This window comes from Kribbella jiaozuonensis (assembly GCF_005233875.1).
In the GTDB taxonomy this organism is placed as follows: domain Bacteria; phylum Actinomycetota; class Actinomycetes; order Propionibacteriales; family Kribbellaceae; genus Kribbella; species Kribbella jiaozuonensis.
Window position 1 is genome coordinate 119,465 of record NZ_SZPZ01000006.1, and the last position, 21,888, is coordinate 141,352.

General features: G+C 66.9%; 35 protein-coding genes. All 35 read left to right on the forward strand.

Going from position 1 to position 21,888, the window contains the following annotated elements; genetic code table 11:
- Nucleotides 1-190: 190 nt before the first annotated feature.
- A complete protein-coding gene (locus FDA38_RS35835) occupies nucleotides 191-1,297 on the forward strand; it encodes a nuclear transport factor 2 family protein (RefSeq protein ID WP_233715130.1) in 1,107 nt (368 codons plus the stop codon).
- A 328-nt stretch (nucleotides 1,298-1,625) separates the two neighbouring features.
- Nucleotides 1,626-2,000, forward strand: coding sequence for a 30S ribosomal protein S12 (gene rpsL, locus FDA38_RS35840; protein ID WP_130384649.1), 375 nt, complete (start codon nucleotides 1,626-1,628; stop codon nucleotides 1,998-2,000).
- The gene (gene rpsG / locus FDA38_RS35845; protein WP_130384648.1) at nucleotides 2,000-2,470 is read left to right on the forward strand and encodes a 30S ribosomal protein S7; all 471 of its coding nucleotides are present in this window, start codon (nucleotides 2,000-2,002) and stop codon (nucleotides 2,468-2,470) included. The genes rpsL and rpsG overlap by 1 nt, the downstream gene beginning before the upstream one ends.
- 122 nt (nucleotides 2,471-2,592) lie before the next feature.
- Complete coding sequence (gene fusA / locus FDA38_RS35850) at nucleotides 2,593-4,653, forward strand: elongation factor G (RefSeq protein WP_233715182.1); 2,061 nt, start codon at nucleotides 2,593-2,595, stop codon at nucleotides 4,651-4,653.
- Nucleotides 4,654-4,727: 74 nt separating this feature from the next.
- Nucleotides 4,728-5,921 carry an elongation factor Tu gene (gene tuf, locus FDA38_RS35855; protein WP_137258644.1) on the forward strand — a complete coding sequence of 398 codons (1,194 nt, stop codon included), beginning with the start codon at nucleotides 4,728-4,730 and terminating at the stop codon, nucleotides 5,919-5,921.
- A gap of 373 nt (nucleotides 5,922-6,294) precedes the next feature.
- A complete protein-coding gene (gene rpsJ, locus FDA38_RS35860; protein WP_012923688.1) occupies nucleotides 6,295-6,603 on the forward strand; it encodes a 30S ribosomal protein S10 in 309 nt (102 codons plus the stop codon).
- Between the two features lie 16 nt (nucleotides 6,604-6,619).
- On the forward strand, nucleotides 6,620-7,276 hold the full coding sequence (gene rplC, locus FDA38_RS35865; protein WP_137258645.1) for a 50S ribosomal protein L3: 657 nt from the start codon (nucleotides 6,620-6,622) through the stop codon (nucleotides 7,274-7,276).
- Nucleotides 7,273-7,965, forward strand: a complete 693-nt coding sequence (rplD, locus tag FDA38_RS35870; protein WP_137258646.1) for a 50S ribosomal protein L4 — start codon at nucleotides 7,273-7,275, stop codon at nucleotides 7,963-7,965. Before rplC ends, rplD begins: the two co-directional genes overlap by 4 nt.
- On the forward strand, nucleotides 7,962-8,267 hold the full coding sequence (rplW, locus tag FDA38_RS35875; protein ID WP_137258647.1) for a 50S ribosomal protein L23: 306 nt from the start codon (nucleotides 7,962-7,964) through the stop codon (nucleotides 8,265-8,267). Before rplD ends, rplW begins: the two co-directional genes overlap by 4 nt.
- A complete protein-coding gene (gene rplB / locus FDA38_RS35880) occupies nucleotides 8,267-9,100 on the forward strand; it encodes a 50S ribosomal protein L2 (protein ID WP_137258648.1) in 834 nt (277 codons plus the stop codon). The genes rplW and rplB overlap by 1 nt, the downstream gene beginning before the upstream one ends.
- A 15-nt stretch (nucleotides 9,101-9,115) precedes the next feature.
- Entirely contained in the window at nucleotides 9,116-9,397 is a 282-nt protein-coding gene (rpsS, locus tag FDA38_RS35885; RefSeq protein WP_130441496.1) for a 30S ribosomal protein S19, read from the forward strand.
- 52 nt (nucleotides 9,398-9,449) lie between these two features.
- Complete coding sequence (rplV, locus tag FDA38_RS35890; RefSeq protein WP_137258649.1) at nucleotides 9,450-10,049, forward strand: 50S ribosomal protein L22; 600 nt, start codon at nucleotides 9,450-9,452, stop codon at nucleotides 10,047-10,049.
- A 1-nt stretch (nucleotide 10,050) separates the two neighbouring features.
- Nucleotides 10,051-10,914 carry a 30S ribosomal protein S3 gene (gene rpsC, locus FDA38_RS35895; protein WP_134107176.1) on the forward strand — a complete coding sequence of 288 codons (864 nt, stop codon included), beginning with the start codon at nucleotides 10,051-10,053 and terminating at the stop codon, nucleotides 10,912-10,914.
- Nucleotides 10,915-10,917: 3 nt separating this feature from the next.
- On the forward strand, nucleotides 10,918-11,337 hold the full coding sequence (rplP, locus tag FDA38_RS35900; RefSeq protein ID WP_137258650.1) for a 50S ribosomal protein L16: 420 nt from the start codon (nucleotides 10,918-10,920) through the stop codon (nucleotides 11,335-11,337).
- The gene (gene rpmC, locus FDA38_RS35905) at nucleotides 11,337-11,621 is read left to right on the forward strand and encodes a 50S ribosomal protein L29 (protein ID WP_137258651.1); all 285 of its coding nucleotides are present in this window, start codon (nucleotides 11,337-11,339) and stop codon (nucleotides 11,619-11,621) included. Before rplP ends, rpmC begins: the two co-directional genes overlap by 1 nt.
- Entirely contained in the window at nucleotides 11,618-11,914 is a 297-nt protein-coding gene (rpsQ, locus tag FDA38_RS35910; RefSeq protein ID WP_133789407.1) for a 30S ribosomal protein S17, read from the forward strand. The genes rpmC and rpsQ overlap by 4 nt, the downstream gene beginning before the upstream one ends.
- Before the next feature lie 92 nt (nucleotides 11,915-12,006).
- A complete protein-coding gene (gene rplN, locus FDA38_RS35915) occupies nucleotides 12,007-12,375 on the forward strand; it encodes a 50S ribosomal protein L14 (protein ID WP_012923677.1) in 369 nt (122 codons plus the stop codon).
- 1 nt (nucleotide 12,376) lies between these two features.
- The gene (rplX, locus tag FDA38_RS35920; RefSeq protein ID WP_137258652.1) at nucleotides 12,377-12,766 is read left to right on the forward strand and encodes a 50S ribosomal protein L24; all 390 of its coding nucleotides are present in this window, start codon (nucleotides 12,377-12,379) and stop codon (nucleotides 12,764-12,766) included.
- Nucleotides 12,766-13,338 carry a 50S ribosomal protein L5 gene (rplE, locus tag FDA38_RS35925; RefSeq protein ID WP_137258653.1) on the forward strand — a complete coding sequence of 191 codons (573 nt, stop codon included), beginning with the start codon at nucleotides 12,766-12,768 and terminating at the stop codon, nucleotides 13,336-13,338. Before rplX ends, rplE begins: the two co-directional genes overlap by 1 nt.
- Nucleotide 13,339: 1 nt before the next feature.
- Nucleotides 13,340-13,525: a type Z 30S ribosomal protein S14 gene (locus FDA38_RS35930; protein WP_012923674.1), complete on the forward strand. Its 186-nt coding sequence runs from the start codon at nucleotides 13,340-13,342 to the stop codon at nucleotides 13,523-13,525.
- A gap of 91 nt (nucleotides 13,526-13,616) precedes the next feature.
- Nucleotides 13,617-14,024: a 30S ribosomal protein S8 gene (rpsH, locus tag FDA38_RS35935; protein WP_134107189.1), complete on the forward strand. Its 408-nt coding sequence runs from the start codon at nucleotides 13,617-13,619 to the stop codon at nucleotides 14,022-14,024.
- Between the two features lie 27 nt (nucleotides 14,025-14,051).
- Entirely contained in the window at nucleotides 14,052-14,594 is a 543-nt protein-coding gene (gene rplF / locus FDA38_RS35940) for a 50S ribosomal protein L6 (protein WP_137258654.1), read from the forward strand.
- A 3-nt stretch (nucleotides 14,595-14,597) separates the two neighbouring features.
- Entirely contained in the window at nucleotides 14,598-14,981 is a 384-nt protein-coding gene (gene rplR / locus FDA38_RS35945; protein WP_130441476.1) for a 50S ribosomal protein L18, read from the forward strand.
- A gap of 33 nt (nucleotides 14,982-15,014) precedes the next feature.
- Nucleotides 15,015-15,614: a 30S ribosomal protein S5 gene (rpsE, locus tag FDA38_RS35950; protein WP_137258655.1), complete on the forward strand. Its 600-nt coding sequence runs from the start codon at nucleotides 15,015-15,017 to the stop codon at nucleotides 15,612-15,614.
- Nucleotides 15,614-15,796, forward strand: coding sequence for a 50S ribosomal protein L30 (rpmD, locus tag FDA38_RS35955; RefSeq protein WP_137258656.1), 183 nt, complete (start codon nucleotides 15,614-15,616; stop codon nucleotides 15,794-15,796). Before rpsE ends, rpmD begins: the two co-directional genes overlap by 1 nt.
- Before the next feature lies 1 nt (nucleotide 15,797).
- Nucleotides 15,798-16,238 carry a 50S ribosomal protein L15 gene (gene rplO, locus FDA38_RS35960; RefSeq protein ID WP_130441472.1) on the forward strand — a complete coding sequence of 147 codons (441 nt, stop codon included), beginning with the start codon at nucleotides 15,798-15,800 and terminating at the stop codon, nucleotides 16,236-16,238.
- Between the two features lie 135 nt (nucleotides 16,239-16,373).
- Complete coding sequence (secY, locus tag FDA38_RS35965; protein ID WP_137258657.1) at nucleotides 16,374-17,675, forward strand: preprotein translocase subunit SecY; 1,302 nt, start codon at nucleotides 16,374-16,376, stop codon at nucleotides 17,673-17,675.
- Nucleotides 17,675-18,247 carry an adenylate kinase gene (locus FDA38_RS35970; RefSeq protein ID WP_170989987.1) on the forward strand — a complete coding sequence of 191 codons (573 nt, stop codon included), beginning with the start codon at nucleotides 17,675-17,677 and terminating at the stop codon, nucleotides 18,245-18,247. The genes secY and FDA38_RS35970 overlap by 1 nt, the downstream gene beginning before the upstream one ends.
- A 4-nt stretch (nucleotides 18,248-18,251) precedes the next feature.
- Nucleotides 18,252-19,076 (forward strand): type I methionyl aminopeptidase, encoded by an 825-nt coding sequence (gene map / locus FDA38_RS35975; RefSeq protein WP_137258658.1) that lies wholly within the window; start codon nucleotides 18,252-18,254, stop codon nucleotides 19,074-19,076.
- 64 nt (nucleotides 19,077-19,140) lie between these two features.
- On the forward strand, nucleotides 19,141-19,593 hold the full coding sequence (locus FDA38_RS35980; RefSeq protein WP_137258659.1) for a DUF1707 SHOCT-like domain-containing protein: 453 nt from the start codon (nucleotides 19,141-19,143) through the stop codon (nucleotides 19,591-19,593).
- Entirely contained in the window at nucleotides 19,590-20,399 is an 810-nt protein-coding gene (locus FDA38_RS35985) for a type III secretion system chaperone family protein (RefSeq protein ID WP_137258660.1), read from the forward strand. The genes FDA38_RS35980 and FDA38_RS35985 overlap by 4 nt, the downstream gene beginning before the upstream one ends.
- Nucleotides 20,400-20,497: 98 nt before the next feature.
- Nucleotides 20,498-20,719 carry a translation initiation factor IF-1 gene (gene infA, locus FDA38_RS35990; RefSeq protein ID WP_012923661.1) on the forward strand — a complete coding sequence of 74 codons (222 nt, stop codon included), beginning with the start codon at nucleotides 20,498-20,500 and terminating at the stop codon, nucleotides 20,717-20,719.
- Between the two features lie 33 nt (nucleotides 20,720-20,752).
- Entirely contained in the window at nucleotides 20,753-20,866 is a 114-nt protein-coding gene (gene rpmJ / locus FDA38_RS35995; protein ID WP_008361054.1) for a 50S ribosomal protein L36, read from the forward strand.
- Between the two features lie 184 nt (nucleotides 20,867-21,050).
- The gene (gene rpsM, locus FDA38_RS36000; RefSeq protein ID WP_130441462.1) at nucleotides 21,051-21,422 is read left to right on the forward strand and encodes a 30S ribosomal protein S13; all 372 of its coding nucleotides are present in this window, start codon (nucleotides 21,051-21,053) and stop codon (nucleotides 21,420-21,422) included.
- A gap of 50 nt (nucleotides 21,423-21,472) precedes the next feature.
- Nucleotides 21,473-21,880, forward strand: coding sequence for a 30S ribosomal protein S11 (gene rpsK / locus FDA38_RS36005; RefSeq protein ID WP_130384622.1), 408 nt, complete (start codon nucleotides 21,473-21,475; stop codon nucleotides 21,878-21,880).
- The last annotated feature ends 8 nt before the right edge of the window (nucleotides 21,881-21,888 follow it).

Here is a 21,888-nt window from a genome sequence, read left to right on the forward strand (position 1 = left end):
GATAGGCCAAGATTGGTGCATGACGGATCTGCCGGCCTACCTGCGGCCTTTCGTCTTGGGGGTTCTGGATGGTCCTGATGTACGTGTCGATCGCTTGGGGGAGATCGACCTGTACCGCCCGCCCGGGACCGCCCGAGGCGGTGCAATTCTCTTTGTGCACGGGGGTCCTGGACCCGCCGGTCTCGAGGTCATGCCTCGGGAGTGGCCGGTCTACAAGGGCTATGCGACCGCGGCCGCCAGGCGAGGCCTGGTAGCAGCGGTCGTCGACCACAGCCTGATCCACGGTCTCGACCGGCTGGTCGCGGCCGCGGACGAGGTGGAGGCCGCGGTCGGCGTACTGCGTTCTGATCCGCGGGTGGACCCTGATCGGGTCGGTCTGTGGTTCTTCTCCGGCGCGGGCCTGCTGGCCGGGGAGTGGCTGGACAGCCGCCCCGACTGGTTGCGGTTCGTCGCCCTGACCTACCCCCTGCTCGCCACCCCGCCCGGTGTCGACGATTTGGTTACCGCCGCCGAAGTGATCGGCAAACACAAGGACCTGCCGGTGCTGCTGACGAGAGCTGGACTCGAGCGTGAGGAGCTCGCCGGTCCGGTCGCGGAGTTCGTTTCCGCGGGTGGCGCCGCGCTGGACATCATCGACGTACCGAAAGGGCACCACGGGTTCGACATGCTCGACCACACCGAAGAATCACGCGCCGCCGTCACCAAGGCTCTCGACTGGGCCATCGCCCACCTCGGCGAGGAGCCCGGTGACGACGGCAAGCTCCTCGTCCCACCCCCAGCCGCCAAGAAGACGACCTCGACCCGGCGGACGCCGTCCGCCGCCAAACCGGCCACAGCGGTCGAGGAGGCCCCTGCCGGCCCCGCTACCCGGCAGACCCCGCCCCCGGCCCCCAAGGCCACTCCAGCTCCCGCAGCACCGGTTCAGGCCCCGCTGGCCGACCTGGGGATGGCGACGGTCGCGGCCGTCACCGCCGACACCCCGGCCGCCCGGGTGATCAGCCGCGAGCACGCCGCCTTCGACGCGCACGACCTCGAGGCCTTCCTGGCGATGTACTCGCCGACCGCGCGGATCCAGCTCGCCGACGGCACCGAGCTGAAGGGCCGGCGGTTCCTGCGCGAGCACTACAGCCCGCGCTTCAACGCCGGCCAGTGCAAGACCGAAGTGGTCCAGCGACTGATGCTGGGGGAGTGGGTCGTCGAGCACGTCGTGTCGTACGACGACGGCGGGAGCACCCCGCAGCTCGGTCTCTACCGTGTCGTCGACGGCCTGATCACCGACGTCGAGTTCCGCGCCTGACCTGATTCGAGCAGGGCCCCTGGAAGCGTTTGCCAAGGCTCACCCCGGGGGCCCTGTACACTAGAAAAGCGGAAGCTCCTCGACCGCGGTTGATTACTCATTTTGACCGTGCTTGAGGCACCCGCTAGTCTTAACGATCGTGCCCGGGGTCTTCCTTGGGCCGTCATGCGTGCCCCTCGTCCAACGGGTCGGGCCGCGTGGCACGGGACTTCCTGCCGACAGTCTTGAGATTAAGGCCCCGGTACGCCCGTGCGCACGCGACACACCCGACCGCGGGGGTCAGGTAAGAGCAACAAACCCAGCCGGACGACAGAAAGAGACCCACGCGGTGCCCACCATTAACCAGCTGGTCCGCAAGGGCCGCCAGGACAAGGTGTCCAAGAACAAGACGCCGGCCCTGAAGGGTTCCCCTCAGCGTCGTGGTGTGTGCACGCGCGTCTACACGACCACGCCGAAGAAGCCGAACTCGGCGCTTCGTAAGGTTGCGCGTGTCCGCCTGACCAGCGGTATCGAGGTCACCGCCTACATTCCCGGCGTCGGCCACAACCTGCAGGAGCACTCGATCGTGCTCGTCCGCGGCGGCCGCGTGAAGGACCTCCCCGGTGTCCGGTACAAGATCATCCGCGGTTCGCTCGACACCCAGGGTGTGAAGAACCGGAAGCAGGCTCGCAGCCTCTACGGCGCGAAGAAGGAGAAGAGCTAATGCCGCGCAAGGGTCCCGCCCCGAAGCGCCCGGTCATCATCGACCCGGTCTACAGTTCGCCGCTCGTCACCCAGTTGATCTCGAAGATCCTGGTCGACGGCAAGAAGCAGATCGCGCAGAGCATCGTCTACAACGCCCTCGAGGGCACCCGGACGAAGACCGGCACCGACCCGGTGATCACGCTGAAGCGTGCGCTGGACAACGTGAAGCCGAGCATCGAGGTGAAGAGCCGCCGCGTCGGTGGTGCCACCTACCAGGTGCCGATCGAGGTCAAGCCGGGTCGTTCGACCACGCTGGCCCTGCGCTGGCTCACGTCGTACTCGCGGGCCCGTCGGGAGAAGACCATGTCCGAGCGGCTGATGAACGAGATCCTGGACGCGTCCAACGGTCTCGGTGCGTCGGTGAAGCGCCGCGAGGACACGCACAAGATGGCCGAAGCCAACAAGGCTTTCGCCCACTACCGCTGGTGATCCGGGGTCCGATCCGGACCCCAGCGTTCACCCCTTTGACGCAAGACAGAATCGAGAGGTAGACCACCGAGGTGGCCGTACAAATCACCACCGACCTGGCCAAGGTCCGCAACATCGGGATCATGGCCCACATCGACGCCGGCAAGACGACGACGACCGAGCGGATCCTCTTCTACACCGGTATCACCTACAAGATCGGTGAGGTCCACGACGGCGCCGCCACGATGGACTGGATGGAGCAGGAGCAGGAGCGCGGCATCACGATCACGTCCGCCGCGACGACCTGCACCTGGAAAGACCACACCATCAACATCATCGACACCCCGGGGCACGTCGACTTCACCGTCGAGGTGGAGCGCTCGCTGCGCGTCCTCGACGGCGCTGTCGCGGTGTTCGACGGTGTCGCCGGCGTCGAGCCGCAGTCCGAGACCGTGTGGCGCCAGGCGGACCGGTACGGCGTGCCGCGGATCTGCTTCGTCAACAAGCTGGACCGGACCGGCGCGGAGTTCATGCGCTGTGTCGACATGATCGTCGACCGGCTGGCCGCGGTGCCGCTGGTGCTGCAGCTGCCGATCGGTTCCGAGGCCGACTTCATCGGTGTCGTGGACCTGGTCGGGATGCGCGCGCTGACGTGGCGTGGCGAGACCACGATGGGTGAGGACTACACCGTCGAGGAGATCCCGGCCACCCACACCGAGATCGCCGCCGAGTGGCGCGACAAGCTGATCGAGACGCTGGCCGAGGCCGACGACGAGATCATGGAGATGTACCTGGAGGGCGACGAGCCCACCCAGGAGCAGATCGTCGCGGGTATCCGGCGGGCGACCATCGCCAGCAAGCTGACCCCGGTGCTGACCGGCACGGCGTTCAAGAACAAGGGCGTCCAGCCGCTGCTCGACGCGATCAACGCGTACCTGCCGAGCCCGCTCGACGTCCCGGCCATCGAGGGCCACGACGTCAAGGACCCGGAGCAGGTCGTGCTGCGCAAGCCGGCCGATGACGAGCCGTTCTCGGCGCTGGCGTTCAAGATCGCGGCCGACCCGCACCTGGGCAAGCTGACCTTCATCCGGGTGTACTCGGGCAAGCTCGAGACCGGCACCCAGGTGATGAACCCGACCAAGGGCCGCAAGGAGCGGATCGGCAAGATCTACCGCATGCACGCGAACAAGCGTGAGGAGATCGCGTCGATCGGCGCCGGCCACATCGTCGCGGTGATGGGTCTGAAGGACACCACCACCGGTGAGACGCTGTGCGACCCGGCCAAGCAGGTCGTGCTGGAGTCGATGCAGTTCCCGGCCCCGGTCATCTCGGTCGCCATCGAGCCCAAGTCGAAGGCCGACCAGGAGAAGCTGGGCGTCGCGATCCAGCGGCTCGCCGAGGAGGACCCGACCTTCCAGGTCCGGACCGACGAGGACACCGGCCAGACCATCATCGCCGGTATGGGCGAGCTGCACCTCGAGGTGCTGGTCGACCGGATGAAGCGCGAGTTCCGGGTCGAGGCCAACGTCGGTAAGCCGCAGGTCGCCTACCGCGAGACCATCAAGAAGAAGGTCGAGAAGGTCGACTACACGCACAAGAAGCAGACCGGTGGTTCGGGTCAGTTCGCGCGCGTGATCATCGACATCGAGCCGACTTCGGTCGAGGCCGGTGGCGAGGGTGGCTACGAGTTCGTCAACGCCGTCACCGGTGGCCGCATCCCCCGGGAGTACATCCCGTCGGTGGACGAGGGCGCCCAGGAGGCGATGGAGTTCGGCGTACTGGCCGGCTACCCGATGGTGGACGTCAAGGTGACGCTGCAGGACGGCGCCTACCACGACGTCGACTCCTCCGAGCTCGCCTTCAAGATCGCCGGTTCGATGGCCTTCAAGGATGCTGCCCGCCGGGCGAATCCGGTCATCCTCGAGCCGATGTTCGCGGTCGAGGTGATCACCCCCGAGGACTACATGGGTGAAGTGATCGGCGACCTCAACTCCCGTCGTGGCCAGATCCAGTCGATGGACGAGGGCCCCGGTGGCAGCCGGGCCGTGAAGGCTCTGGTGCCGTTGTCCGAGATGTTCGGGTATGTCGGTGACCTGCGGTCCAAGACCCAGGGCCGCGCGTCCTACTCGATGCAGTTCGATTCCTACGCCGAGGTTCCGAAGAACGTGGCGGAAGAGATCATCAAGAAGGCCCGGGGCGAGTAATCTCTCGCTCCTGACCACCACACCCCAAGCGCGTCGGCGTACGGCGTAGTCAACATTTATCTAGGAGGGCCCCAGTGGCGAAGGCGAAGTTCGAGCGGACTAAGCCGCACGTCAACATCGGCACCATCGGTCACATCGACCACGGTAAGACCACGCTTACCGCGGCGATCACCAAGGTGCTGCACGACAAGTACCCGAACCTCAACGAGGCGTCGGCCTTCGATCAGATCGACAAGGCGCCCGAAGAGCGTCAGCGCGGTATTACCATCTCCATCGCGCACGTCGAGTACCAGACCGAGGCCCGGCACTACGCCCACGTCGACTGCCCGGGTCACGCGGACTACATCAAGAACATGATCACCGGTGCGGCTCAGATGGACGGCGCGATCCTGGTCGTCGCCGCCACCGACGGCCCGATGCCGCAGACGCGTGAGCACGTGCTGCTCGCCCGTCAGGTCGGCGTGCCGGCGATGGTCGTCGCGCTGAACAAGTGCGACATGGTCGACGACGAGGAGATCCTGGAGCTCGTCGAGCTCGAGGTTCGCGAGCTGCTCTCGGAGCAGGAGTTCGACGGCGACAACGCGCCGATCGTGCGGGTTGCCGCACACCCGGCGCTGCAGGGCGACGCCAAGTGGGGCGAGTCGATCATCGAGCTGATGGACGCGGTCGACTCCTACATCCCGCAGCCGGAGCGCGAGGTCGACAAGCCGTTCCTGATGCCGGTGGAGGACGTCTTCACCATCACCGGTCGCGGCACGGTCATCACCGGCCGGATCGAGCGTGGTGTGGTCAAGATCAACGAGACGGTCGACATCGTCGGTATCCGTCCGGAGAAGCAGACCACCACGGTCACCGGTATCGAGATGTTCCGCAAGCTCCTCGACGAGGGCCAGGCCGGTGAGAACGTCGGTCTGCTGCTCCGTGGTACGAAGCGCGAGGACGTCGAGCGCGGCATGGTTGTCATCAAGCCGGGCACCACGACCCCGCACACCAACTTCGAGGCCTCGGTCTACATCCTCTCGAAGGAGGAGGGCGGCCGGCACACGCCGTTCTTCCAGAACTACCGCCCGCAGTTCTACTTCCGCACCACGGACGTCACCGGCGTCGTCACGCTGCCCGAGGGCACCGAGATGGTCATGCCGGGCGACAACACCGACATGTCGGTCGAGCTGATCCAGCCGATCGCCATGGAAGAGGGCCTGAAGTTCGCGATCCGTGAAGGTGGCCGCACCGTCGGCGCCGGCCGGGTCACCAAGATCCTCAAGTGATCACACGAGGTCCGCGAGGGCTCGCACCACTGAGCCCCCGCGGACCTCTGCTTTGCGCCTGATCCGGCGCTCAGGTGGTACCGGATCAGGCGGAAAGCCACCCGATTGGCGTTTCGGCGCCGATCTCTGGCACAATATTCAGGTTGCTCAGGCGAGGCCGCCGGGGCGCGCCCCAGACTGTCGTCTGGCTGGTGCGCCGGACCGGAGACCATGCCGAGGTTCGGTCCGAGACCGGGCCCCGATCACCATCCCAGGTCGAAGAAGCGGTGGGTCACGCGCGTGCCGCGCAGTATTGCACCGGTTTGGCGACACACCCGACCGCGGGGGTCGGAGCAACGCACCGAAAGACGATAGAGAAGGACGAAGCGAAGCGATGGCGGGACAAAAGATCCGCATCCGGCTGAAGGCCTACGACCACGAGGTCATCGACAGCTCGGCACGCAAGATTGTCGACACGGTGACGCGTACTGGTGCGAAGGTTGCTGGCCCGGTGCCGTTGCCGACGGAAAAGAACGTGTTCTGCGTCATCCGCTCGCCGCACAAGTACAAGGACAGCCGCGAGCACTTCGAGATGCGCACCCACAAGCGGCTCATCGACATCATCGACCCCACGCCGAAGACCGTCGACTCGCTGATGCGTCTCGACCTGCCGGCCGGTGTCGACATCGAGATCAAGCTCTGAGGGACGCGAACAGCCAATGAGCACTGTCAAGAACACGCGCGGTCTGCTGGGCACCAAGCTCGGCATGACCCAGACCTGGGACGAGAACAACCGTGTCGTCCCCGTCACCGTGATCCAGGCCGGACCATGTGTCGTCACCGGTGTCCGCACGGCGGACCGGGACGGCTACGACGGCGTCCAGATCGCCTTCGGCGACATCGACCCCCGCAAGGTGACCAAGCCCCTGCGCGGCCACTTCGACAAGGCCGGCGTGACGCCGCGGCGCCACCTGCTGGAGCTGCGCACCGCCGACGCCAGCGAGTACACGCTGGGCCAGGAGATCAAGGCCGAGGCCTTCGAGGCCGGTGAGCGGGTCGACGTTTCCGCGACCAGCAAGGGCAAGGGTTTCGCCGGTGTGATGAAGCGCCACGGCTTCCACGGCCTGCGCGCCACCCACGGTGTGCACAAGAAGCACCGTTCGCCGGGTTCCATCGGCGGCTGCGCCACCCCGGGCCGGGTCTTCAAGGGCCTGCGGATGGCCGGCCGGATGGGCGCCGAGCAGATCACCACGCAGAACATCAGCGTCCACGCGATCGACACCGAGCGCGGTCTGATCCTGCTCAAGGGCGCCGTACCCGGCCCCAAGGGCGGTCTGGTGCTGATCCGCAACGCCGCGAAGGGAGCTGCGAAGTGAGCACCGTCGACGTCGTCGTCGTGAAGGGCGACAAGGTCAGCAAGAAGGGTTCCGCCGAGCTTCCGGCCGAGCTGTTCGACGTCCAGGTCAACGTGCCGCTGATCCACCAGGTCGTGGTGGCCCAGCTGGCAGCGGCCCGTCAGGGTACGGCCAAGGCGAAGAGCCGGGGCGAGGTGTCCGGCGGTGGCGCCAAGCCGTACCGCCAGAAGGGCACCGGTCGCGCCCGCCAGGGCTCGACCCGCGCGCCGCAGTTCACCGGTGGTGGCGTCGTCCACGGCCCGGTGCCGCGCGACTACAGCCAGCGGACCCCGAAGAAGATGATCGCCGCCGCGCTCCGCGGTTCGCTGTCGGACCGGGCCCGCGACGGCCGCGTGTTCGTCGTCGAGAGCTTCGTGGACGGCGACCAGCCTTCCACCAAGTCGGCGCTGAGTGTGCTGTCCCAGGTCACCGACCCGGGCAAGGCGCTGGTCGTGGTCGACCGCGCCGACGAGCTGACCTGGCTGAGCCTGCGCAACGTGCAGCACGTGCACCTGATCGCGGCCGACCAGCTCAACGCGTACGACGTGCTGTGCAGCGACGCGGTCGTGTTCACCAAGAGCGCGCTCGACTCGTTCGTCGCCGGCGCGCCCAAGGGCAAGTCCGTCAAGGCCGTCGCGACGTCGACCGAGGCCGAGGAGGCAGAGGCATGAGCCACGGAGTCAACAAGGACCCGCGTGACGTGCTGCGCCGGCCGGTCGTGAGCGAGAAGAGCTACGGCCTGCTGGACGAGCAGAAGTACACGTTCGAGGTCGACCCGACCGCCAACAAGACCGAGATCAAGCTCGCGGTCGAGAAGGTCTTCAAGGTCAAGGTCAGCGACGTCAACACCATCAACCGCAAGGGCAAGCGCCGCCGGACCCGGTCCGGTTTCGGCAAGCGCCCCGACACCAAGCGGGCGATCGTGACCCTCAAGGGTGACGACCGCATCGACATCTTCGGAGGCCAGTCGTAATGGGGATCCGCAAGTACAAGCCGACGACGCCGGGCCGCCGTGGCTCGAGTGTGGCCGACTTCGTCGAGCTCACCCGTTCGACCCCCGAGAAGTCGCTGCTGCGTCCGCTGCCGAAGAAGGGCGGCCGGAACAACTCCGGCAAGATCACCACCCGGCACCACGGTGGCGGCCACAAGCGGGCCTACCGGCTGATCGACTTCAAGCGGTACGACAAGGACGGCGTGCCGGCGAAGGTCGCGCACATCGAGTACGACCCGAACCGGACCGCGCGGATCGCGCTGCTGCACTACGTGGACGGCGAGAAGCGCTACATCCTCGCCCCGTCGAACCTGCAGCAGGGCACGGTCGTCGAGAACGGCCCGGCCGCCGACATCAAGATCGGCAACAACCTGCCGCTGCGCAACATCCCGGTCGGTTCCACCATCCACGCGGTCGAGCTGCGGCCGGGCGGTGGCGCCAAGATGGGCCGCTCCGCCGGTGCCAGCATCCAGCTGGTCGCGAAGGAAGGCCGGATGGCCACCCTGCGGATGCCGTCCGGCGAGGTCCGGATGGTCGACGTACGCTGCCGCGCCACCCTCGGTGAGGTCGGCAACGGCGAGCAGTCGAACATCAACTGGGGCAAGGCGGGCCGGATGCGCTGGAAGGGCAAGCGCCCGACCGTCCGCGGTGTCGCGATGAACCCGGTCGACCACCCGCACGGTGGTGGTGAGGGTAAGACCTCGGGTGGTCGCCACCCGGTGTCCCCGTGGGGTCAGCCTGAGGGCCGTACCCGCACCCGCAAGGAAAGCGACCGCATGATCGTCCGGCGCCGCAAGGCCGGCAAGAAGCGCTGATAGGAGCCGGCCAGAATGCCACGCAGCCTGAAGAAGGGCCCGTTCGTCGACCACCACCTCGCGAAGAAGGTGGAGGTGCAGAACGAGAAGGGCACCAAGAACGTCATCAAGACCTGGTCCCGCCGATCGATGATCGTGCCGGACATGATCGGCCACACGATTGCGGTGCACGACGGCCGCAAGCACGTGCCGGTGTTCGTGACGGACGCGATGGTCGGGCACAAGCTCGGCGAGTTCGCACCGACCCGGACGTTCAAGGGTCACGAGAAGGACGACCGGAAGTCACGGCGTCGCTGATCCTCAGGGACAGTGACGAAGCGAAAGCAACCTACGGAGAGATTCGAACATCATGAGCGTTCAAGAGCGTAGGGCGATCAGCGCCCGTCGCGAGAGCCTGCTGGGCGACGAGCCCGGGGCCTTCGCGGTCGCGCGCTTCGTCCGCGTGACGCCGATGAAGGCGCGCCGCGTGGGTGATCTGGTGCGCGGTCTGGGCGTCGACGACGCACTCGCCACTCTGAAGTTCGCCCCGCAGGCCGCTGCCGCGACCGTGTACAAGGTCGTCGACAGCGCCGCGGCGAACGCCGAGGGCACCGAGCACCTGAGCCGGGCCGACCTGGTCGTGGCCAAGGTCCTCGTGGACGAGGGGCCGACGCTGAAGCGTCACCGCCCGCGTGCGCAGGGCCGGGCCACCCGGATCGACAAGCGGACCAGCCACATCACCATCGTGGTCACCCCGCGGGTCACCGACGAGCCGGTCGAGAAGGCCCCGGCCAAGAAGACGGCCGCCAAGAAGTCCGCGGACACCGCGGACACGGCGAAGAAGGCACCTGCCAAGAAGACGGCCAAGAAGGCCGCCGACAAGGCAGAGGCCGCCGAGAAGCCGGCCAAGAAGGCGACCGCCAAGAAGTCGGCCGCGAAGAAGGCCACCGCTGAGAAGAAGGAGTCCTGACGTGGGACAGAAGGTTAACCCGCACGGGTTCCGTCTCGGCATCAGCACCGACCACAAGAGCCGTTGGTACGCCGACAAGCTGTACAAGGACTACGTGGGCGAGGACGTCAAGATCCGTCGCCTGCTGAGCAAGGGCATGGAGCGCGCCGGCATCTCCCGCGTGGAGATCGAGCGCACCCGTGACCGGGTCCGGGTCGACATCCACACCGCCCGTCCGGGCATCGTGATCGGCCGCCGTGGCGCCGAGGCGGACCGCATCCGCGGATCGCTGGAGGAGCTCACCGGCAAGCAGGTGCAGCTGAACATCCTCGAGGTGAAGAACTCCGAGGTCGACGCCCAGCTGGTCGCACAGGGTGTGGCCGAGCAGCTGTCCGGTCGCGTGGCGTTCCGTCGCGCGATGCGCAAGGCGATGCAGACCACCATGCGTGGCGGCGCCCTGGGCATCCGGATCCAGTGCTCCGGCCGGCTCGGTGGCGCGGAGATGTCGCGGTCGGAGTTCTACCGCGAGGGCCGCGTCCCGCTGCACACGCTGCGGGCCGACATCGACTACGGCTTCTACGAGGCCCGGACGACCTTCGGCCGGATCGGCGTGAAGGTCTGGATCTACAAGGGCGACGTCGCCGGTACCCGCGCCGAGCGGGAGGCGCAGGCTGCTGCCCGCGCCGCCACCCAGCAGCGTGGCCGTCCGGCCCGTCGTGACGGTGGCGACCGCGGCGACCGTGGTGGTCGCGGTGGAGACCGTGGCGGCCGTGGTGGCCGTGGCGACGACCGTCGGGACAACGCGCGCAACACCAACGCGGCTCCGGCCGCCGAGGCTGCGCCGGCTGCCGACAAGGCCGCCGAGACGACCGGAACGGAGAGCTGACCGATGCTCATCCCCCGCAGGGTCAAGCACCGCAAGCAGCACCACCCCAAGCGCACCGGCGCTGCCAAGGGTGGTACGACGCTGGCCTTCGGTGACTTCGGCATCCAGGCGCTGGAGAGCCACTACGTCACCAACCGGCAGATCGAGGCCGCGCGTATCGCGATGACCCGGCACATCAAGCGTGGCGGCAAGGTGTGGATCAACATCTACCCGGACCGTCCGCTGACCAAGAAGCCTGCCGAGACCCGGATGGGTTCCGGTAAGGGTTCGCCGGAGTGGTGGATCGCCAACGTCAAGGCCGGTCGCGTGCTGTTCGAGCTCTCCGGCGTACCGGAGGACATCGCTCGCGAGGCCATGCGCCGCGCGATCCACAAGTTGCCGATGAAGTGCCGCTTCATCTCCCGAGAGGCAGGTGAGAACTGATGGCTACCCTGACCGCCGCTGAACTGCGGAACCTCGGACGGGACGAGCTGATGACCAAGCTCGGTGAAGCCAAGGAGGAGTTGTTCAACCTCCGGTTCCAGGCTGCCACGGGCCAGCTGGAGTCCCACGGCCGGCTGCGCGCCGTCCGCAAGGACATCGCCCGCATCTACACGGTGCTGTCCGAGCGTGCGCTCGGGATCACCGAGGAGGTCGACGCCCCGGTTGCCGAGGCCGAGGCCGAGGCCGACGAGCCTGCGGACGACAGTGAGAAGGCCAACGCATGACCGAGAACGCGAAGGACGAGACCGTGAGCACGACCACCGAGGCGCGAGGCCGCCGGAAGACCCGTGAGGGTCTGGTGCTGAGCGACAAGATGGACAAGACCGTCACCGTCGAGGTCGAGGACCGGGTCAAGCACAAGCTGTACGGCAAGGTCATCCGGCGGACGAGCAAGCTCAAGGCGCACGACGAGCAGAACGCCGCCGGCATCGGCGACCGTGTCCTCCTGATGGAGACCCGGCCGCTGTCGGCGACCAAGCGCTGGCGCGTCGTCGAGATTCTCGAGAAGGCCAAGTAGTTCCGGTCGTTGCGATCGGCAACCAATCGAAATTATTCGTTCCGCAAGGCTCACGTGAGTGAGAACCAGCGAGACAACCAGGAGATCAACAGATGATCCAGCAGGAGTCGCGACTGAAGGTCGCCGACAACACGGGTGCCAAGGAGATCTTGTGCATCCGCGTTCTCGGTGGCTCCGGTCGGCGCTACGCCGGTGTCGGTGACACGATCGTCGCCACCGTCAAGGACGCGATCCCCGGCGGCGGTGTGAAGAAGGGTGACGTCGTGAAGGCGGTCGTCGTGCGGACCGTGAAGGAGCGCCGGCGTCCGGACGGCTCCTACATCCGCTTCGACGAGAACGCCGCGGTGATCCTGAAGGCCGACGGCGAGCCGCGCGGCACCCGTATCTTCGGGCCGGTCGGCCGGGAGCTGCGGGAGAAGCGCTTCATGAAGATCATCTCGCTCGCGCCGGAGGTGCTCTGAGATGGCCCAGCAGAAGAAGCTGCACGTGAAGAAGGGCGATCAGGTCCGTGTGATCGCCGGTAAGTCCAAGGGCCTCGAGGGCAAGATCATCCAGGTCTTCCCCGACGACGAGAAGGTCATCGTCGAGGGCGTCAACCGGGTGAAGAAGCACACCAAGGTGCAGCAGGCCCAGCGCGGCGGCACCACCGGTGGCATCGTCACCCAGGAGGCCCCGATCCACGTCTCGAACGTGGCGCTTCTGGTCGAGGTCGAGAAGGACGGCAAGAAGCAGAAGGTGACCACGCGCGTCGGCTACAACCGTGTCGAGGTGCAGAAGCGCCGTCCGGACGGTTCGACGTACACCGGTTTCCGGAGCGTCCGGATCGCCCGGCGTACCGGCGAGGAGATCTGATGAGCACCGCAGTAACCGAGACCAAGGTCCTGCCGCGGCTGAAGACGAAGTACCGCGAGGAGATCGTCGGAAAGCTGCAGGACGAGTTCAAGTACGCCAACGTCATGCAGGTGCCCGGGCTCACCAAGATCGTGGTGAACATGGGTGTCGGCGAGGCGGCGCGTGACTCCAAGCTGATCGAGGGCGCGGTGAAGGACCTGGCCGCGATCACCGGCCAGAAGGCCCAGGTCACCAAGGCCCGCAAGTCGATCGCGCAGTTCAAGCTGCGCGAGGGGATGCCGATCGGCGCCCACGTGACGCTGCGCGGCGACCGGATGTGGGAGTTCCTGGACCGGCTGCTGGCGCTCGCGCTGCCCCGGATCCGCGACTTCCGCGGCCTGTCCCCGAAGCAGTTCGACGGGACCGGGAACTACACCTTCGGTCTGACCGAGCAGGTGATGTTCCACGAGATCAACCAGGACCGCATCGACCGGGTCCGGGGTATGGACATCACCGTGGTGACCACCGCGAAGAACGACGACGAGGGTCGGGCCCTGCTGCGGGCGCTCGGCTTCCCGTTCAAGGAGAACTGACGTGGCGAAGACAGCACTCAAGGTCAAGCAGGCCCGGAAGCCGAAGTTCGCGGTGCGTGGCTACACGCGCTGCCAGCGCTGCGGCCGGCCGAAGGCGGTCTTCCGCAAGTTCGGCCTGTGCCGGATCTGCCTGCGGGAGATGGCGCACCGGGGCGAGCTGCCCGGTGTGACCAAGTCCAGCTGGTGACCGTCTCCACCCCCGAACTTCTCCCTACTCACCATCTAGTCACCGTAGGTCGCCGAACGGCGAAACCACGGCGGGAAAGAGGCCCCAGGCCATGACGATGACCGACCCGATCGCAGACATGTTGACGCGTCTGCGGAACGCCAACCAGGCGTACCACGAGTCGACCGCGATGCCGTACAGCAAGATCAAGCAGGGTATCGCCGACATTCTCCAGCAGGAGGGCTACATCGCCTCCTACAAGGTGGAGGAGCCCAAGGAGGGTGCCGTCGGCAAGACCCTCATCGTGGACCTCAAGTTCGGCCCGAGCCGGGAGCGCTCCATTGCGGGCGTCCGCCGGATCAGCAAGCCGGGCCTGCGGGTCTACGCGAAGTCGACCAGCCTGCCCAAGGTCCTCGGTGGCCTGGGCGTCGCGATCATCTCGACGTCCCAGGGACTGCTGACCGACCGTCAGGCAAAGAACAAGGGCGTCGGCGGGGAAGTCCTCGCCTACGTCTGGTGACGAAGAACCGGAAGGAGGACCACTGAAATGTCTCGCATCGGTAAGCTCCCGGTCACGGTCCCGTCCGGCGTCGACGTCACGATCGACGGCCAGACGGTCACTGTGAAGGGTCCGAAGGGTCAGCTGTCGCACGTCGTCGCTGAGCCGATCGCGGTCAACCGCGAGGAGGACGGCGCGATCGCCGTCACCCGCCCGGACGACCAGCGCAAGAGCAAGGAACTGCACGGCCTGTCCCGCACCCTGATCGCCAACCTGGTCACGGGCGTCACGGACGGCTACGAGAAGAAGCTCGAGATAGTCGGCGTCGGGTACCGCGTCCTGTCCAAGGGACCGACCCAGCTGGAGTTCTCGCTCGGGTACAGCCACACCATCACGGTGGACGCGCCGGAAGGCATCACGTTCAACGTCGAGGCCCCGACCCGGTTCTCGGTGATCGGCATCGACAAGCAGTCCGTCGGTGAGGTCGCCGCCAACATCCGCAAGCTGCGTAAGCCCGAGCCGTACAAGGGCAAGGGTGTGCGGTACGCCGGCGAGCAGGTGCGCCGCAAGGTCGGAAAGGCTGGTAAGTAACCCATGGCGATCGGACTGCGTCCGCACAAGCACTCCGCCAAGAAGACGGCCTCCCGGCTGCGTCGGCAGATCCGGGTCCGGAAGAAGATCAACGGCACGGCCGAGCGGCCGCGACTGGTGGTCACCAAGTCCTCGAGGCACCTGTTCGTTCAGGTCATCGACGACGTGGCCGGCAAGACGCTGGTCTCCGCCTCCACCATGGAGGCCGACCTGCGCGGCGCCGAGGCCAACAAGACCGACAAGGCCAAGACCGTCGGCGGCCTGATCGCCGACCGGGCCAAGGCTGCCGGGATCGACTCGGTCGTGTTCGACCGGGCCGGGAACAAGTACCAGGGCCGCATCGCAGCCCTGGCCGATGCCGCCCGCGAGGGCGGGCTCGGGTTCTGACATGGCGACGTACAAGGAAGAAGGTAGTTCGAAATGAGCGGAGGCCAGCAGCGTCGCGGAGGCGGCGCCGGTGGTGAGCGCCGTGGTCGCGACGGAGGTCGCGGTCAGGCAGCTGACAAGACCGCCTACATCGAGCGCGTGGTAGCCATCAACCGTGTCGCCAAGGTCGTGAAGGGTGGTCGTCGCTTCAGCTTCACCGCCCTCGTGGTCGTCGGTGACGGTGAAGGCACCGTCGGTGTGGGGTACGGCAAGGCCAAGGAGGTGCCCGCGGCGATCGCCAAGGGTGTCGAGGAGGCCAAGAAGGCGTTCTTCAAGGTGCCGCGGATCCAGGGCACCATCCCGCACCCGGTCCAGGGCGAGAAGGCGGCAGGCGTGGTCATGCTGCGTCCGGCCGCGCCCGGTACCGGTGTGATCGCGGGTGGCTCGGCACGCGCCGTACTGGAGTGCGCCGGGATCCACGACATCCTGAGCAAGTCGCTGGGCTCGTCCAACTCCATCAACGTGGTGCACGCCACCGTTGAGGCGTTGCGCAGCCTGGAGACCCCGGAGGCCGTGGCCGCGCGCCGTGGCCTGCCGGTCGAGGACGTCGCGCCGGCGGCCCTGCTGAAGGCGCGGGCGGAGGTGGCGTCCTGATGGCACGCCTGAAGGTCACCCAGATCCGTTCCGGCATCGGTGGCAAGCAGAACCAGCGCGACACGCTGCGCACCCTGGGCGTCAAGCGGATCGGCGACACCGCCGTCCACGAGGACAAGCCTGAGGTTCGCGGTATGGTCCGTGCGGTTCGCCACCTCATCACCGTCGAGGAGGTCGACTGACATGGCGCTCAAGGTTCACCACCTGCGTCCGGCGCCCGGTGCCAAGACCGCCAAGACCCGCGTGGGTCGTGGTGAGGGCAGCAAGGGCAAGACGGCCGGCCGCGGTACCAAGGGCAGCAAGGCCCGTAACAACATCCCCGAGTGGTTCGAGGGTGGCCAGATGCCGCTGCACATGCGGCTCCCGAAGCTGAAGGGCTTCAAGAGCAGGAACCGGGTGGAGTTCCAGGTCGTTAACCTGGACAAGCTCGGACAACTGTTCCCCGAAGGTGGCGAGGTCGGCGTAGCCGAACTGGTCGCCAAGGGCGCGGTCCGTCGCGGTCAGCCGGTCAAGGTACTGGGTGACGGCGAGCTGACCGTGGCACTGCAGGTCTCGGCACACAAGTTCTCCAAGTCCGCCACGGACAAGATCCAGGCGGCTGGGGGGACCACGACCGAGGTGTGACACGAGGTCCAGGGCTCGTAACGCCCGGTGCTTGATATCCTGCGCCGGTCGGACGAGCCCTGGTTCGTCTCTTGCCCAGCGGCTTAGCTAGGCCCCTGCCGTGCCCGCGGCAAGGGAAACTTGTGGGAGGACAGGGTGTTAGGCGCCTTTGCCAACGCGTTCAAGACTCCGGACCTGCGCCGGAAGATCTTGTTCGTGCTCTTCATCGTCGTGATCTTCCGGATCGGCTCCGTCGTGCCGGCACCGGGCGTCAACGTTCAGTCTCTGCACACGTGTATCAAGATCTCCCAGGGTGGCCAGAACGCCAACCTGTACAACTTGATCAACCTGTTCTCCGGCGGAGCGCTGCTGCAGCTCGCGATCTTCGCGCTCGGCATCATGCCGTACATCACCGCCAGCATCATTCTGCAGCTGCTCACCGTGGTGATCCCGCGGCTGGAGTCGCTGAAGAAGGAGGGCCAGGCGGGACAGGCCAAGATCACGCAGTACACCCGGTTCCTGACCGTCGGTCTGGCGATCCTGCAGTCGACCGCGTTCGTGGCGCTCGCCCGGACGCCGGGCCGGCTGTTCCAGGGCTGCACCGAGCCGCTGCTGTACAAGGACGACTGGTTCACCGTCAGCGTGATGGTGCTGACCATGACCGCCGGCACCGGCGTGATCATGTGGCTCGGTGAGCTGATCACCGACCGCGGCGTCGGCAACGGCATGTCGATCCTGATCTTCACCCAGATCGTCGCCACCTTCCCGACCCAGCTGTGGAGCATCCGCAAGCAGAAGGGCATCGCCACGTTCGTCGTGGTGATCGCCATCGGGTTGGTCATCATGGCCGCGGTCATCTTCATCGAGCAGGCCCAGCGCCGGATCCCGGTGCAGTACGCCAAGCGGATGGTCGGACGGAAGATGTTCGGCGGTACGTCGACGTACATCCCGCTGAAGGTCAACCAGGCCGGTGTCATCCCGGTGATCTTCGCGTCCAGCCTGCTGTATCTACCGGTCCTGGTCAGTCAGTTCCAGCAAGGTAAGGGCTGGTCGAACTGGATCCAGGGCAACTTGGTCAAGGGCGACCACCCGATCTACATGGTGACGTACGTCGCCCTGATCATCTTCTTCACGTACTTCTACGTCTCGATCACCTTCAACCCGAAGGAGGTCGCGGACAACATGAAGAAGTACGGCGGCTTCATTCCGGGGATCCGGGCGGGTCGGCCGACCGAGGAATACCTCAAGTACGTGTTGGACCGCATCACGCTGCCGGGCGCGATCTACCTCGCGGCGATCTCGATGATCCCGCTGGTCGCTCTCGTCCTGCTGAACGCGAGCCAGAACTTCCCGTTCGGAGGTACGTCGATCCTGATCATGGTCGGCGTCGGACTCGACACGGTGAAGCAGATCGAGTCTCAGCTGCAGCAGCGAAACTACGAAGGGTTCCTGCGCTGATGAGAATGTTGCTGATGGGTCCGCCCGGGGCGGGCAAGGGCACGCAGGCAAAGGTGCTTGCGGACCGCCTGAATATCCCGGCCGTGTCCACCGGCGACATCTTCCGTGCGAACGTGAAGGACGAGACACCGCTGGGCATCGAGGCCAAGCGGTACATGGATGGCGGCGACTACGTCCCGGACGAGATCACGAACGCGATGGTCCGTGACCGGCTGTCCGAGGCCGACGCCGGCGAAGGCTTCCTGCTCGACGGGTACCCGCGGACGCTGGCCCAGGTGAGCACGCTGGACGAGATCCTGGCCGACCACGGCCACAAGCTGGACGCCGTGGTCGCGCTGGTCGCCGATATCGACGTACTGGTCGAGCGGATGACCAAGCGGGCGCACATCGAAGGCCGGACGGACGATTCCGAAGAGGTCGTCCGGCACCGGCAGGACGTCTACGCCGCCGAGACCAAGCCGCTGCTGCAGGTGTACGCCGAGCGCGGCCTGCTGGTCGAGGTGGACGGTGTCGGCGAGATCGACGAAGTGAGCGAGCGGGTGCTCGCCGCGCTCAAGACGGTGACCGAATAGAGCCATGATGTTCAGGGACCGCGGGATCGAGATCAAGACCCGCGAACAGATCCTCGCCATGCGGAAGGCCGGCCTGGTGGTCGGCCGGACGCTGGAGCTGCTCCGCGGGGAGGTCAAGGCCGGTATCACCACGGGTGACCTCGACGCGATCGCCGAGGACAACATCCGGTCCTCCGGCGCGACCCCGTCGTTCAAGGGGTACCACGGCTTCACCGGCTCGATCTGCGCCTCGGTGAACGACGAGATCGTGCACGGCATCCCGGGCGGCCGGGTGCTGGCCGACGGCGATCTGATCTCGATCGACTGCGGCGCGATCGTCGACGGCTGGCACGGCGACGCCGCGATCACCGTTCCGGTCGGCCAGGTCGCGGACGAGCTGCTCGAGCTCGGCCGGATCTGCGAGGAGTCGATGTGGCGCGGGTTCGCCGCGGCCCGGCTCGGCGGCCGGTTGACCGATATCTCGGCGGCGATCGAGGCGCACGTCCGCGCCAATTCGTCGTACGGGATCGTCGAGGACTTCGTCGGGCACGGGATCGGCTCGGCCATGCACCAGCCGCCGAACGTGCCGAACTTCGGCCGCCCCGGTCGCGGCCCGAAGCTGGTCGAGGGGATGGCGCTCGCCGTCGAGCCGATGCTCACGCTCGGCAAGCAGGACAACCACACGCTCGAGGACGACTGGACGGTCGTCACCGACGACGGCCGGTCGGCCGCGCACACCGAGCACACGTTCACTCTCACTCCGCAAGGGCCGTGGGTGCTGACCGCGATCGACGGCGGCGAGGCCAAGCTGGCCGAGCTCGGGATCACGTTCGGCGCGCTGGCTGATTGACGGACTCCGGGGGTCCACCCGTCGGGGGACGCGGAGCGCCCCGTAGCTGAGGCACACTTGAGACATGCCCCAGTACCAGCCGTACCAGCGTTTCACCGAAGCCGACCGCGACAAGATCGCCGGACGGCTGCGGGACGCGTTCGCGGACGGCCGGCTGGATCAGCCCGAGTTCTCCTCCCGCCTCGACCAGCTCTACACCGTCCAGACGTACGGCGAGCTCGAGCCGCTCGTGCGGGACCTGCCGCCGGTGAGCACGTACAAGACGCCCGAGGTCGTGCAGGACACCAAACCGGCGCCTGCACCCGGTGACTTCCCGGAGCGGAAGAAGGACAACCATCCGCACCGCCACGGGCTCGGCGCGCTGGGCGGCGGTTTCACCGGCGTGGTGGCGATCAACGTCGTGATCTGGTTCGTGATCGGGCTCGGCAACGGCGGGCACTGGCCGTCCTTCTGGCCGGTCTGGCTGCTGATCCCCTGGGCGATCATCGCCCTCGGCGGCCTCGGCAGGCGCCGTTGACGGCCGCCCCGGTCAGCCGCCGCCTCGCCGCCCCATGGCTCCGGCCGGATTGGGCGTGGCAGCTGCATCAGGGGTCTGCGGTCGTCTACGTGATCTGGTTCGCGATCGCCGTACCGCTGGCGCTCGTCGGGCTGCTGCTGGAGCCGCGCTGGGTGGGCTGGTTCGTGCTGGCCTGGTTCCTGGTGCTGATCGGGTTCACGCTGGCGCTGCGGATCGGTGACGGCCGCCGCAAGCAGTCGTGGGCCGACGCGGCGCACCAGCTCGGCTGGCGGATCAGCGCGTCGGACGCGGAGCTACGGGATCGTTGGCCGTTCCCACCGTTCGACGCCGATCCGGGTGCCGCGGTCGTGGATGTGACCACGGGGCGGCATCGGGGCCGGGAGTTCTGGACCGGGCGGTTCCGGCACAAGGTACGGCGGCGTGAGCTCGGGTTCGACTTCCTCGACCTACAGGTGGATCGCCCCCTGCCGCCGATGCAGGTGCTGCCCGCCGGCCTTTCGCCGGTCGCGGCCGCCAGTCTGCTGCCCCTACCGCTCACGCTCGAGGGCCTCACGGCGCAGTACCGCTTGTTCAACGGCCGCGAGGACCACGCGATGGCGGTTCTGCACCCGCGGGCGGTCGAGGCGCTGGCCGACGTGCCGCCGTTCGGGTTCAGCTGTGAAGGGCGACGGTTCGTGGCGATCCTTCCGGCGTACCGCGATTCCGTCACTGCGCTCGCACAGATGGATGCAGCCTGTGATCTTCTGGATCTGATGCCCGAACAGGTGTGGCGCGCGGGCGAGCAGTGGGCGGCCACCAATACCTGACCGGAGGGCTCGATTGGGTTTCGCATGGGTGCGTGGCGTACACTTTTTCCTTGGCTCTTTGTAGCCATAGCCAGTCACGTCTACAGAAGTGCGAGGACATGCCCAAAAAAGAGGGAGTAATCGAACTCGAGGGCACCATCGTCGAGGCCCTGCCGAACGCGATGTTCCGTGTTGAGCTGTCCAACGGGCACAAAGTGCTCGCGCACATCAGCGGCAAGATGAGGCAGCACTACATCCGGATCCTCCCCGAGGACCGGGTCGTCGTGGAGCTGTCGCCGTACGACCTCACCAGGGGTCGGATCGTCTATCGGTACAAGTAACAACCACCAACACCTGTCGAAGAAAGTAGCTCGATGAAGGTCAATCCGAGCGTCAAGAAGATCTGCGACAAGTGCAAGGTGATCCGCCGTCACGGCCGGGTCATGGTGATCTGCGAGAACCCGCGGCACAAGCAGCGGCAGGGCTGACAAAGCTCGACGCAGTACACAGGCACTTTCGCACCACAGCGCGCACGCTCATCCGGGAGAAACTTCCCGGATGTTGCCCCCGGAACAGAGGCCGGGGCCCTGCCGGTGAAAAACAACTTCTCACCGAGGCGGGCGGGGACGCGGCGCGCCACCACACCTCTGCCGACGAAAGGAACACCGCCACATGGCACGCCTCGTAGGGGTCGACCTGCCGCGCGACAAGCGCATCGAGGTCGCTCTCACCTACATCTTCGGTGTAGGTCGTACTCGCGCCCTGAAGACGCTCGAAGCCACCGGTATCTCCGGTGACAAGCGCGTCCACGAACTGGGCGACGACGAGCTGGTGAAGCTCCGGGACTGGATCGAAGGCAACTACAAGATCGAAGGTGACCTCCGTCGCGAGGTGACCGCGGACATCCGCCGCAAGATCGAGATCGGGTCGTACCAGGGTCGCCGGCACCGCAGCGGCCTGCCGGTGCGTGGTCAGCGCACGCGGACCAACGCCCGCAGCCGCAAGGGTCGCCGTAAGGCGATCGCCGGCAAGAAGAAGAAGTGATCCGGATGCCTGCATACGATTCCGTCGACCAGCCCAGGAGCAACTGACCTATGCCTCCCAAGAGCCGCAGCGCGGCCGGCGCGAAGAAGGTGCGCCGCAAGGAGAAGAAGAACGTGGCCGCCGGCCACGCGCACATCAAGAGCACGTTCAACAACACGATCGTGACGATCACCGACCCGACCGGCGCGGTCATCTCGTGGGCTTCCGCGGGGACCGTCGGCTTCAAGGGTTCGCGCAAGTCGACCCCGTTCGCCGCCCAGATGGCCGCCGAGGCCGCCGGGCGCCGCGCGATGGAGCACGGCATGCGCAAGATCGACGTGTTCGTGAAGGGTCCCGGCTCCGGCCGTGAGACCGCGATCCGTTCACTGGGTGCGGTCGGCCTCGAGGTCGGCACCATCCAGGACGTCACCCCAGTCGCCCACAACGGATGCCGCCCGCCCAAGCGGCGCCGGGTCTGACCCCAGAG